Source organism: Lysobacter sp. P5_B12, from assembly GCF_056400425.1.
Window position 1 is genome coordinate 25151 of the sequence record NZ_JBFULG010000010.1, and the last position, 12138, is coordinate 37288.

General features: G+C 67.1%; 9 protein-coding genes and 1 pseudogene. 4 read left to right on the forward strand and 6 right to left on the reverse strand.

Going from position 1 to position 12138, the window contains the following annotated elements; all coding sequences use genetic code 11:
- Window positions 1-16: 16 nt before the first annotated feature.
- The 6 genes and pseudogenes from AC1DOM_RS14665 to AC1DOM_RS14690 form a co-directional block, all read right to left on the reverse strand.
- Window positions 17-826 (reverse strand): hypothetical protein, encoded by an 810-nt coding sequence (locus AC1DOM_RS14665; protein WP_498964580.1) that lies wholly within the window; start codon window positions 824-826, stop codon window positions 17-19.
- A gap of 140 nt (window positions 827-966) precedes the next feature.
- On the reverse strand, window positions 967-2517 hold the full coding sequence (locus AC1DOM_RS14670) for a sigma-54-dependent Fis family transcriptional regulator (protein ID WP_498964582.1): 1551 nt from the start codon (window positions 2515-2517) through the stop codon (window positions 967-969).
- Window positions 2518-2551: 34 nt separating this feature from the next.
- Window positions 2552-3619, reverse strand: coding sequence for an NAD(P)/FAD-dependent oxidoreductase (locus AC1DOM_RS14675; RefSeq protein ID WP_498964584.1), 1068 nt, complete (start codon window positions 3617-3619; stop codon window positions 2552-2554).
- 103 nt (window positions 3620-3722) lie between these two features.
- A complete protein-coding gene (locus AC1DOM_RS14680; RefSeq protein WP_498964586.1) occupies window positions 3723-5444 on the reverse strand; it encodes a pseudouridine synthase in 1722 nt (573 codons plus the stop codon).
- A gap of 122 nt (window positions 5445-5566) precedes the next feature.
- A pseudogene (gene scpB, locus AC1DOM_RS14685) lies at window positions 5567-6151 on the reverse strand (SMC-Scp complex subunit ScpB); the annotation flags it as partial.
- Between the two features lie 5 nt (window positions 6152-6156).
- Entirely contained in the window at window positions 6157-7152 is a 996-nt protein-coding gene (locus AC1DOM_RS14690) for a segregation and condensation protein A (RefSeq protein ID WP_498964588.1), read from the reverse strand.
- A gap of 247 nt (window positions 7153-7399) precedes the next feature.
- On the opposite strand from AC1DOM_RS14690, the gene AC1DOM_RS14695 reads away from it, so the two are divergent.
- The 4 genes from AC1DOM_RS14695 (at window position 7400) to AC1DOM_RS14710 (ending at window position 12135) form a co-directional block, all read left to right on the forward strand.
- On the forward strand, window positions 7400-7699 hold the full coding sequence (locus AC1DOM_RS14695; protein WP_498964590.1) for a YciI family protein: 300 nt from the start codon (window positions 7400-7402) through the stop codon (window positions 7697-7699).
- On the forward strand, window positions 7696-7968 hold the full coding sequence (locus AC1DOM_RS14700; RefSeq protein WP_498964592.1) for a BolA family protein: 273 nt from the start codon (window positions 7696-7698) through the stop codon (window positions 7966-7968). Before AC1DOM_RS14695 ends, AC1DOM_RS14700 begins: the two co-directional genes overlap by 4 nt.
- A 100-nt stretch (window positions 7969-8068) precedes the next feature.
- The gene (locus tag AC1DOM_RS14705) at window positions 8069-9100 is read left to right on the forward strand and encodes a LacI family DNA-binding transcriptional regulator (protein WP_498964594.1); all 1032 of its coding nucleotides are present in this window, start codon (window positions 8069-8071) and stop codon (window positions 9098-9100) included.
- A gap of 71 nt (window positions 9101-9171) precedes the next feature.
- Window positions 9172-12135 carry a TonB-dependent receptor gene (locus AC1DOM_RS14710; protein WP_498964596.1) on the forward strand — a complete coding sequence of 988 codons (2964 nt, stop codon included), beginning with the start codon at window positions 9172-9174 and terminating at the stop codon, window positions 12133-12135.
- The last annotated feature ends 3 nt before the right edge of the window (window positions 12136-12138 follow it).

Genomic DNA, 12138 nt, shown 5'->3' on the forward strand with positions numbered 1-12138 from the left:
TGCGTTGCTCCCGTAGTTACCAATCGAATGCGACGCCGAGCGTCGGCCCTTCGAAATCCAGATCGGCGATATGCCGGTCGTTTCCGAAGTCGTAGTCCAGGCGGCGATAGGTCACGAACACCTCGCCCCAGTGCGCGGCGTAACCGATGCCCGCGCTCGCATTCCAGGTCAGGTCGCTCGCGCCGGTGCCGGCGTCGACGTACCAGGGCACGAACCATTGCTTGCGTTCGCCGAAATACATGCGGCCTTTCGCGCCGACGATGCCGTCCCAACTCGAATGGCCGACCTCGCTCGATCCGGTGCGCAGCGTGCCGACGACATCGCTGTTGAAATCCCAGTCGAGCTTCACGGTCGCATCAAGCAGGCGGCCGCCGGCGAGTAGATCGATGTTCGCGTTGTCGCGCTCGAGTACGCGGTAGGTGCCGGCGACGGTAAAGGCGACGGCTTCGATGTCGAGCGACGCATACGCGTACGTGCCCGGCGGCAGCGGCATGCGGCCGGCGAGGAGGCTGCGCGTGCCGTTGGTGTGTTGCCCGAGGTCCATCGCGACGACATCGCCGAATGCACCCCAACGGCCCTTGCGGACTTCGAAGGTCGCCATGCCGGCGGCGTCGGTATGCGAAATCAGGTCATCGGCGCTGAGGTACAACGCGCGTTCGCCGCCGCTGGGCAGGCGCGCATCGCCGCCGACCCTGGGCACGAAGGCGTACAGGCTGGTGCGGAATTGCCAATCATCGGAGGTGTCGTCGAAGCGGTCCTGCGCGAACGCTACGGACGGCAGCAACAACGCAGCGGCCAGGAGGGCGAGGGAATGGGGGCGGGGCACGTCGGCACTCCGTGGGGGAATGCCTGTGTCGACGCACGCGGCGTGCCAACGCGCAAGTCATTGATGTCGCAGGATTCTTGTTTCCGACGTGGCGCGCGATGGTGGCTGCCGATCGCCAATTGGCGATTTCGCGCCAGCGCTCAAGCCAGTCCGTGCTTCTCGATGCGCGAGCGCAGTTGCGCGCGCGTGATGCCGAGCAGGCGCGCGGCCTCCGACTTGTTGCGCCCCGCGCGTTCGAGCGCTTCTTCGATCATCAGGCGCTCGGTATCGCCCAGCGATTGCGACGAGGAGATGCGCACGATGGGCACGACGGGTTTCGCGGCGGCGATGCCGATCGGCAGGTGCTCGGCGGTGATCATCCCGCCTTCGCTGAGAATCACCGCGCGTTCGATCGCGTTGCGCAACTCGCGCACGTTGCCGGGCCAGCCGTAGCCGGTCAGCGCGGCGACGGCTTCATCGCTTACACCCGCCGCGGGGCGACCGATGCTCTGGCCCACTTCGTGCAGGAAGGCTTCGACGAGCAGCGGGATGTCTTCGCGGCGTTCGCGCAAGGGCGGCAGCGCGATGTCGAACACTGCCAGGCGATAGAACAGGTCTTCGCGGAACGTGCCGTTGGCGATCGCCGATTGCAGGTCGCGATGGGTGGCGGCGAGCACGCGCACGTCGGCGCGCATCGTGCGCGTTCCACCGAGGCGTTGATATTCGCGTTCCTGCAAGACGCGCAGGAACTTGGCCTGCACGGTCGGGCTCATCTCGGCCACTTCATCGAGGAACAGCACGCCGCCGGCCGCCTGTTCGAGCTTGCCCGGATGCGCGGACTGCGCGCCGGTGAACGCGCCGCGGTCGTGGCCGAAGAGTTCGGATTCCAGCAGTTGTTCCGGCAGCGCCGCGCAATTGAGCGCGATGAACGGGCCTTTGCGACGTGCCGATCCGCGATGGATGAAACGCGCGATGACTTCCTTGCCCGTGCCCGATTCGCCGGAGAGCAGCACGGTCGTTTCGGTAGGCGCGACTTTCGTGGCGAGTTCGAGCACTTCGCGCCAACGCCGCGAACGCCCCAGCGTGCGATGCGCGCTGCGTGCATCGAGTTCTTCGGCCAGGGCTTGCACGCGACGTTCGAGTTGCGACGCGTGCTCGCGCGCGGCGGCGCTGCGGCGCGTTTCCTCGGCGAGCGTGCGTGCGAGGCCTTCATGCGCGAGGGCGAGCGACGCGAGTTCGGCGATCACCAGCAGTGCTTCACCGTGCGACTGCGTGAATCGCCCGGGCGTGCGCGACACCAGCAGTACCGAGCCGAGGCGCCGATCGCGATGTTGCAGGGGCGCGCGCAGGATCGCGCGATAGCCGCGCTCCAGCGTGAGCCGATCGAGCGGATACGCGAGGTCCAGTTCGGATTGCGCGTCGTGGATGACGACGAGGAAGCGGTCGGCATCGGGCCACAGGGCAGGCGAAAACCCGGCGCGCGGGAACACGGCGCCTTCGAGTTGCTTGACGTCGTCCTCGCCGGCGGCTGCGACGGCGCGCACCGTGCCGCCCGGTTCGAGTTTCACGATGCCCATCGCGTCGAAGGGCACGACCGCGCGGCAGGCATCGGCGACGGCGTCCCACACCGCGCGCACTTCCAGCGAATCGGCGATCGCGCGTGCGATCGCGGCGAGTGCCGAATGCAACTCCGATGGCGCCTGTGCGGCCATGGGCCGGATCATACGCCCGCGATTTTTCAGCGCATCAGCCGAAATACACGCGTTCGGCGGCCCATCGGACGGGCGGCGCGGAGAGCAGCAGGTCGAAGGGCCAGTCGAACGGCAGGCGGTCGTAGGCCCAACGCAAGGCGCGCTTGGTGCGGAAGCGTGGTGCGGCGTCGATCGCGACGGTTTCCGGCGCGGGCCCGCCTTGCCGCAAATGCGCGGCGATCGCGCGGCCGACGGTCCATGCATGTTCCCAGGAGGCGCGGATGCCGCCGGCGGTCACGGGCGACACGATGCCGGCGGCATCGCCGGTCAGGATCGCGCCGTCGCGCGCGAGCGGCCACACCGGACCACTGCACGGAATCAGGCCCGCGCGCGTGGGGCCGGGCGTCAATCGCAAGGGCAGGCCGCCGGCCTGGCCGACGCGCAGCAGGAACGTATCGAGGTCGGGCACGCGCACGTTCGCCGGATCGTGTCGCAAGGCCAGGCCCGCTTGCACGCCGCCGGGGTTCTGCGCGATCCAACCGATGTAACCGGGCGCGTGGCGCTTGCTGATGAAGCAATGCAGCGCATCGGGATCGGCCAGGCGCGCGTGGGGGAATTCGTATTCGATGCCGTAAAGGAAACCGCGCACGCGCCCGAGCCCGCAATGCTCGGCGACGCGCGAACGCGCACCGTCGGCGCCGACGAGGAAGCGCGCACGGCCCGCGCCTTCGACGTGCCATCGATCGCCGACGCGCGTGGCGTCGCGGAACGATGTCGACAGGCGAAGGTCGACGCCGTTGGCGCGCAGTTGGTCGGCGAGCCAGCGCATGACGCCGGGCGTATCGGTGGTAAGGAAGTAACTGCCGGGCGCGGCGAGCGCGACTTGTTTGAGGTTCGGCGCGTACAACTGCACGCGTTCGACGCGTCGCGTGAGATGCGCTGGCAACTCGCCGAGCAGCGTGCGCTCGGCGGCCTCCTTCACGATGATGCCGGTGGTGCGCAGCTTGTCGCCGGGGTCGGCCTTGCGTTCGAGTACGCAGACGCGCAAACCCGATTGCGCGGCCGCGAGCGCGCAGGCCGCGCCGGCGAAACTCGCGCCGACGACGATGAGGTCATGGTCCATGCGCGCAGTGTTGGCGCGCTGCGCGAAGCGACGACGAATCGAATGTGAAGCCAAAACGAAGAAGGGCGCCTGGGCGCCCTTCTTTTTCATTCAACGCGTGGCATCAACCGCCGCTGTGACGACCGCCGCCGGGGCGACCACCACCGCGCGGACCGCCGGGGCGCGGACCGCCGGGACGCGGGCCACCGGGGCGTTGACCGCCGGGACGCGCGCCACCGGGACGCGGACCACCGGGGCCAGCCGGACGCGGGCCACCGGGACGGGGACCGCCCGGACGCGGCGCGCGCGGCTTGTCGCCGTACGGGTTGAAGCTGCCGGGATTGGCGTGATCCGACGGGAACGAGGGCGCATTGCCCGGATGCCCGTAAGGACGCGCACCACCGCCAGCGCCGCGATTCGGACGATTGCCATCGCGCTCGCCGAAGGGACGCGCCGGACCGGCGCGATTGCCGTCGCGATCGCCGAAGGGACGCGGCTGACCACCGCCGCGATTCGCATTCGGACCACCGAACTTGTTGCCGCCACCACCGCCGGGCCTGCCACCGCCACCGGGCTTGCCTGCGCCGCCCGGCTTCGGGCCATACGGCTTGCGCGGACCGCGCGCGCCGTCGGGATTCTTGTGACCGGTCGGACCGGTGTCGACGCCTTCGGGCACGTACCAGGTGCGGAACGCGGCGGGGTTGCCCGCATCGCGCTGTTCGCCCGGACGCATGCGCTGGCCCTGCTGGCGCGGACCCTTCGGCTTGAACGCCTTGTTGCCGGCATTGGCCGCGGCTTCGCCGCTGACCGTCAATCCGCCGTGCGGCTTCTTGCCGCCGCGGCCACCGCGGCGATCTTCGCGCACGTGGTCGAAACGACGCAGTTCGCGACCTTCATCGGCGGTGTTGTGCCCGCTGACGTAACCGGCGGTGCGCGCACCGCCGAAATGCAGCGTCGACTTCGCCGCCTTGCGCTGGCCGATGACCGGCATCAGCGTCAGCGACGAGGGCGTGCCGTCTTCCAGTCCGAGCTTGCCGCGCAGCGTGGCGACCTTGTCGGGCGCCAGTTCCTGCGACTGCCCGCGCAGCAGCGGCTGCGGCAGGGAGACATCGCCGTAGCGGATGCGCTTCAGGCGCGACACCTGGCAGCCCTGCGATTCCCACAGGCGACGCACTTCGCGATTGCGGCCTTCCTTCAGCAGCACGCGGTACCAATCGTGCGACTGGTCTTCGCCGCCGCTGACCTTGGTGATTTCGTCGAACTTCGCCGGGCCGTCTTCCAGCGCGACGCCGCGACGCAGGCGGTCGACCAACTTCTCCGACACTTCCTCTTCGCCTTCCGGCGGACGCACGCGGCAGACGTACTCGCGTTCGATCTCGTAGGAGGGATGCATCATCGCGTTGGCGAGTTCGCCATCGGTGGTGAGCAGCAGCAGGCCGGTGGTGTTGATGTCCAGGCGGCCGATCGCGATCCAGCGCGCGCCCTTGAGCGAGGGCAGCGATTCGAAGATCGTCGGGCGGCCTTCGGGGTCTTCGCGCGTGGTGACTTCGCCTTCGGGCTTGTTGTAGATCAGCACGCGCGCAGGTTCCGTGAGCGCGGTGGCGACGAACGTGCGTCCGTCGATTTCGATCTTGTCGCCGCCGGTGATGCTCATGCCCACCTGGGCGATGGCGCCGTTGACCTTCACCAGGCCGTCGGCGATGCGCTGTTCGAGCGCGCGGCGCGAACCGAGGCCAGCTTGCGCGAGGACCTTGTGCAGGCGTTCCTCGATGCGCGGGGCGTCGGTGGGTTGCTCGGGGGAGGCGCCGCGCTTGAGGGAAAGCTTGCGGCGTTCTTGATCACTCATTGTGTCTGCTCCGACGAGGCCATCTGGGCGTCGTCATCTTCGGTGACGTGTGCGGTGTCTTCTTCAGTTTCCGCTTCGTCGTGGGGGACAGGGGCATCCGGATCGGAAGCAACCTGTTCGGGGGGGAGTGCGGCCTGCGGGCCGGCTTCGGGTTCGAACTGGAATTGCGGTTCGAGCTCGCCGAGGTCCTTGAGTTCGGACAGCGGCGGGAGTTCGTCGAGGCGCTTGAGGCCGAAGTAGTCGAGGAAGCCCTTCGTGGTGCCGAACAAGGCCGGCTTGCCCGGGACGTCGCGATGGCCGACGACGCGGATCCATTCGCGTTCCTCGAGCGCCTTGATGATGTTGCTGTTCACGGCCACGCCGCGGACTTGTTCGATTTCGCCGCGCGTGATCGGCTGGCGATAGGCGATCAGCGCGAGGGTTTCGAGCGTGGCGCGCGTATAGCGGGTCTGGCGTTCGGTCCACAGGCGCGCGACCCACGGATGCACGTCGGCCTTGACCTGGAAGCGGAAGCCGGAGGCGAGTTCGACCAGTTCGACGCCGCGGTCGGCGCAAGCGTCGCGCAAGGTTTCCAGCGCCAGTTCGACCGCGCCGTCGGGTGCGGGATCGTCCAGCGAGAACAGCGCGTGCAACTGCGCGAGCGTCAGCGGCTGGTTGGCTGCCATGAGCGCGGCTTCGACGATGCGGGTGATGAAGCTCTGGTCCATTTGGTTCATGCGCGGGAGTCGTTCGCGGCGGCGGGTTCTTCGTCGAACTCGCTCGTCAGTTGGAGGGCATCGGGCGTGCCTTCGCCCACGGCGAGGGACTTGACGTAGATCGGGGCGAGGGCGCGCGCCGGCGTGTCGGCGTGTGCGTCGCTCGGACGGCTGTTGTCGGTGTATTCCTGGATGATCTCGACCAGTTGTTCCTTCGCAAGCGTGAGCAGCGCGAGGAAGGTGACGACCACCCCGAGCTTGCCTTCCTGCACCGTGAACAGCGATTCGAATCGGTGGAACTGGCCATCGTGCATGCGCTCGAGCAACTCGCCCATGCGTTGGCGCACGCTGAGCGCGTCGCGCTTGATCGCATGTTGCGTGAACAGCTCGGCGCGCTTGAGCACGTCGCCCAGCGCCAGCAGCATTTCGCGCAGGTCCACCGGCGGCGGCAACTTCACCGACGCGCGGTCCGGCACGAAGGCCGCCACCGGCACGGTGTCGCGGTCCTGGCGGGGCAGGGCGTCGAGGTCTTCGGCGGCCTGCTTGAAGCGTTCGTATTCCTGCAGGCGGCGCACGAGGTCGGCGCGCGGGTCGTCTTCCAGGCCTTCTTCGGTCGGCGGCCGCGGGAGCAGCATGCGCGACTTGATCTCGGCCAGGATCGCGGCCATCACCAGGTATTCGGCGGCGAGCTCGAAGCGCATCTCGTGCATCGCCTGGATGTAGTCGACGTACTGGCGCGTGATCGAGGCGACCGGGATGTCGAGGATGTCCAGGTTCTGGCGGCGGATCAGGTACAGCAACAGGTCCAGCGGCCCTTCGAAGGCGTCGAGGATGACCTCGAGCGCATCCGGCGGGATGTACAGGTCCTGCGGGATCTGCAGCACCGGCTGGCCGAGCACCATCGCCAGCGGCATTTCCTGCTGCTGCGGGTGCGTCGGATTGTGTGTTTGCGGGTGAGCGCCGTTGGCGGGTTGGTCGCCTTCGGGCGCGGGCACGCTCGGTTCGTCGGACATGCGTTATGCGGCCCCCTCGAGGCCACCGGGTGGAGCAATGCAGCGCGGACGGCGGGGCCGTGCGCAGCCGCGGAACTCAAAGTCTTGCTGGGGGGACCCCGTCGATTGTCGGTCGATGGCCGGGATCGCGCGGGCCGCGTCACGCGCGGCACCGAATCATTGACCCCAAGGTTACGGGGGCAGGCGAGGGCTGTCCACCACTTACAATCGCCTTTTCACCAAACGCACCAACGGCAGGAGCATCGGGATGTGGTACGCGATCGAAGGACATGACGGCCCCGGCGTGCTGGAACGCCGCCTGAAGGCCCGCCCCGCACATGTGGCGCGGCTGCTGGCGCTGCGGGACGAGGGGCGCCTGCTGCTCGCCGGCCCGTGCCCGGCGATCGACGCCGAAGACCCGGGCCCGGCCGGTTACAGCGGCAGCATCATCGTGGCCGAGTTCGATGCATTGGAAGCCGCCCGGGCCTGGGCCGATGCCGATCCTTATGTGGAAGCCGGCGTCTACCACCGCGTCGACGTGCGCCCCTTCAAGCCCACCTTGCCGTGAGCCGGGTCGAACGCATCCGGGGTTTGCTCGATGCCGCGCTGTCGCCGCAGTCGCTCGAGGTCGTCGACGACAGCGCCCGCCACGCGGGCCATGCCGGCGCGCGCGACGGGCGCGGGCATTTCAATGTCGACATCGTGAGCGAGGCCTTCGCGGGCCTGCTTCCGCTGGCACGCCATAGAAAGGTGTATGCGGCGCTGGGCAACATGATGGAGACCGATATCCACGCGCTGTCGATTCGCGCACGCACGCCGGGCGAAGCGAACGGCTGAGCTTGCTGCAGTGCAGCAAGTCATCGCCTCTTTACACGACGTTTACAGTCCCTTGTGAAAACGTTTACATTCCAGCCACGGACGAATGTGTGGGGCGGCGATGGGAGACGTTGTCACGATTCGCGACGTAGCACGGCTGGCCCAGGTCTCGGTGGCCACCGTCTCGCGCGCGCTCAACGGCCAGCAGAACGTGGCCAGCACCGTGCGCGAGCGCGTCCTGGACGCGGCGAAGGAACTCAAGTACGTCCCGCACCACGCCGCGCGCAGCCTCAGTAGCCGCCGCACGCGCACCATCGGTGTCGTCCTTCCCGACCTGCACGGCGAATTCTTTTCCGAATTGATGCGCGGCATCGACGTCGTCGCGCGCGAGCACGATCTGCATCTGCTCGTTTCCAGTTACCACGGCCATCCCGATGAACAAGGCACCGCATTGCGTGCGATGCGCGGGCGCGTGGATGGATTGCTCGTGCTTTCGCCGTTCCTCGACAGCCAGGCGCTGGCGAGCGAACTGGGCCAGTCGCAGCCCGCGGTGCTGATCAACTCGCATCTCACCGGCGTGGGCCTGGGCACCTTGCGCATCGACAACTACGGCGGCGCGCGCGAGATGGTCGCGCACCTGGTCGACAACGGGTATCGCCGCATCGCCTTCGTCACCGGGCCGAAGGACAACTTCGACGCCGACGAACGCCTGCGCGGCTACACCGATGCATTGGCCGAGCTGCTGCCCGACGCGCAACCGATCGTGTTGCAGGGCGCATTCGACGAATCCTCGGGCCATGCAGCGGGCCATGAAGTCCTCAAGATGGAGCCGCGCCCCGACGCCGTATTCGCAGCCAACGACATGACCGCGCTCGGTGTGTTGTTCGCTTTCCACCAGGCGGGTTTGACCGTGCCGGACGACATCGCCGTCGCCGGCTTCGACGACATCCCGCTCGCGCGCTACGTGCATCCATCGCTGACGACGATCTCGGTCGACATCGCGCAACTCGGCGGCCGCGCGCTGCGCACGCTGCTCGCGGGCCGCGAAATTCCCGCGCAGCCGACCGACGAAGCCACGCTCATTGCCCCGCACCTGACCGCGCGGCAATCCACCCAACGTCGCGGCGCCGCGCATCGCCGCGACAGTTCCTGAGATTGCGCTCCCCCAACGCGTCGCCCCGTTTTCGAATTTCGAACCAACGCATTCCGCAGGGAGAGAATCCAATGAAGCCTCGCATCCAACATCGCCCCACGCCGCGACTGCTCGCATGCGCGCTCGCCGCGGCGCTCGCCGTCGGCGCGCCCGCGGTTTATGCGCAGAGCACCGCGTCCACCGTCCGCGGCATCGCCACGGCATCGCAGCAAGTCACCGCGACCAACGTCGCGACGGGCCTGACGCGCACCGCCACCGCCGATGCCAGCGGCAACTACATTCTCGCCGGCCTCCCGCCGGGCACCTATCGCGTGCAATCGGCCGGTGGTCCGATGCGGACGGTCACGCTGGGCGTCGCGCAGACGGCCTATCTCAACGTCGCTGCCGCGACCACCGAGCTGACTGCGGTCGAAGTCGTCGGCACGGCCCAGGAAGTGCGCACGTCCGAAGTCGCCACCAACGTCTCGCCGAAGAAGATCGAAGCGCTGCCGCAGACCAACCGCAACTTCCTGTCCTTCGCCGACACCGTGCCCGGCGTGATCTTCGAACAGACCGCCGACGATTCCACCAAGCTGCGCAGCGGCGCGCAGAACTCCAACGGCATCAACGTCTTCATCGACGGCGTGGGCCAGAAGAACTACGTGCTCAAGGGCGGCATCAGCGGCCAGGATTCCTCGCGCGGCAATCCCTTCCCGCAGATGGCGATCGGCGAGTACAAGGTCATCACGTCCAACTACAAGGCCGAGTACGACCAGATCAGCAGCGCGGCGGTCACCGCGGTCACCAAGTCGGGTACGAACGAAATGGAAGGCTCGGTGTTCTATGACCGCACCTCCGACCATTGGCGCGCGCGTACGCCGTCGGAAGAGGATGCCGACCGCGAGTCCAACACCGCGACCTCGCAGTACGGCATGTCGCTCGGCGGGCCGATCCTCAAGGACCGCCTGTTCTACTTCGTTTCCTACGAAGGCAAGGACATCACTTCGCCGCGCTCGGTGACCCTCGGTGGCAACTACACCGGGCCGCTGCCCGAAGATATTCTCGAACAAACCGGCCCCGTCGCTTCGCCGTTCTCCGAAGACCTCTGGTTCGGCAAGCTGACCTGGCAGCCCACGGGCGACCACCTGATCGAGTTGTCTTTGAAGGACCGCACCGAATCGGAAATCACCGGCATCGCCGATCGCGACACACCCTCCCACGGCACGACGAAGGACAACGACAGCACGCGCGCCGACTTGCGCTGGCAGTTCAACCGCGAGAACTGGTTGAACGATGCGCACCTGACGTTCGAAGACGAAAGCTTCGGCCCGCGTCCGCTCACCTTCGGCCCCGGCATCAACATCACGCGGCCCAACCGCGACGCGGTCATCAACATCGGCGGCGGCCGCGACTTCCAGGACAAGGGCCAGAAGGGTTGGGCGCTGCAGGACGACTTCACCTGGTTCGGCGTCCAGGACCACACGATGAAGGCGGGCTTCAAGTACAAGGCCGTCGAAATCAACGCCTTCGAACAGCAGCCCTACAACCCGCAGTACCTGGTCGACATCGATGAGCAAAACGCGCTCGGCAACACGACCGTTGCGTCGTTCACGCCCTACGAAGTGACCTTCGGCGCGCAGGTGCCGGGTTCGCCGTCGCGCGACATCACCACCAAGGCCAAGCAGTTCGGCATCTACTTCCAGGACGATTGGCAAGTCACCGACCACCTGCTGCTGAACCTCGGCCTGCGTTACGACGTCGAGCGCAACCCGGGCTACGAGAACTACGTGACGCCGCTGGGCGTCGCCGCCGCGCTGCGCAACTGGTCGAACATCCACGGCCCCAACGTGGACTACAACATCGAGGACTACATCAGCAGCGGCAACAACCGCGACACCGACGACAACAACTGGGCGCCGCGCCTGGGCTTCTCCTACGATCTGTTCGCCGACGAGCGCCACGTCATCTTCGGCGGCGCGGGCCGCACCTACGACCGCAACCTGTGGGATTACCTCGCGCTGGAGCAGTCCAAGAGCACGTTCCCGCAGTACACCTTCCGTTTCAACTCGGCAGCGCATCCCTGCGACCCGGCCACCGACGCGCGTTGCTTCACGTGGGATCCGAGCTTCCTGGATCCGAATCAGCTCACCGCGCTCGTCGCTTCGAACCCGTTCCTCGGCGCCGAAGTGAACATGATGAACAACAGTCTGGAGACGCCGTATTCGGATCAGTTCTCCCTGGGCATGCGCAACACCTTCGGCATCTGGGGCCACGACTGGACCTTGTCGACGACGGCGGTGCACATCCGCAGCAAGGAAGGTATCTACTTCCGCCTGGGCAATCGCTTCCCGGACGGCAGCTTCTATGATCCGGGTCGCCCCGATCCGCGCATCCAGTTCGGCTACCAGCCTTGGGGCTTCCCGATTCCTGGCTACGGCACGCTGATCCTGGCCGACAACGGCATCGAGACGCGCCTCAACCAGTTCCTGCTCGGCATGGAGAAGGGCTGGACGAGCGATTCGCCGTGGAATCTGTCGATCGCCTACACGTGGAGCCAGGCCGAGGAAAATCGTCCGAACGCATCGAACGACGAGCATTACCTGTTCGACCTGGCCAACCTCGACAACCAGGAATTCATCCCGTCGATCGGCGTGCCCAAGAATCGACTTGTCGTCAGCGGCTTCACCGATCTGCCGTGGGACTTCCAGTTCTCCGGCAAGCTGACCCTGTCGAGCCCGACGCCGAAGGACGCGACGAACTGCTACGAAGTGGTCACGCCGGGCGCGTGCTATTTCGATCCGCTCATCCCGTCGGGGAACATCGGGTACAAGTCGCTCGACATGGCGCTGCGCAAGACCTTCAACACGGGTACTTCGTTGCAGCCGTGGGTGCGCGTGGACGTGATCAATCTGCTTAACTGGGACAACTGGCAGGACTACAACACCTTCCGCGGCGATCCCTCCTTCGGCCCGAATCCGGACTTCGGCGAAGTCAGCAGCCTGGCCATCGTCGGCGCCACGCGCACGTGGAAGCTGTCGGTGGGTTTCGATTTCTGATTT

Excerpts from the sequence above, each read along its gene's own strand:
- AC1DOM_RS14670 (WP_498964582.1), bottom strand. The coding sequence starts at position 2,517 with ATGGCCGCACAGGCGCCATCGGAGTTGCATTCGGCACTCGCCGCGATC.
- AC1DOM_RS14675 (WP_498964584.1), bottom strand. The coding sequence starts at position 3,619 with ATGGACCATGACCTCATCGTCGTCGGCGCGAGTTTCGCCGGCGCGGCC.
- AC1DOM_RS14680 (WP_498964586.1), bottom strand. The coding sequence starts at position 5,444 with ATGAGTGATCAAGAACGCCGCAAGCTTTCCCTCAAGCGCGGCGCCTCC.
- AC1DOM_RS14690 (WP_498964588.1), bottom strand. The coding sequence starts at position 7,152 with ATGTCCGACGAACCGAGCGTGCCCGCGCCCGAAGGCGACCAACCCGCC.
- AC1DOM_RS14695 (WP_498964590.1), top strand. The coding sequence starts at position 7,400 with ATGTGGTACGCGATCGAAGGACATGACGGCCCCGGCGTGCTGGAACGC.
- AC1DOM_RS14705 (WP_498964594.1), top strand. The coding sequence starts at position 8,069 with ATGGGAGACGTTGTCACGATTCGCGACGTAGCACGGCTGGCCCAGGTC.
- AC1DOM_RS14710 (WP_498964596.1), top strand. The coding sequence starts at position 9,172 with ATGAAGCCTCGCATCCAACATCGCCCCACGCCGCGACTGCTCGCATGC.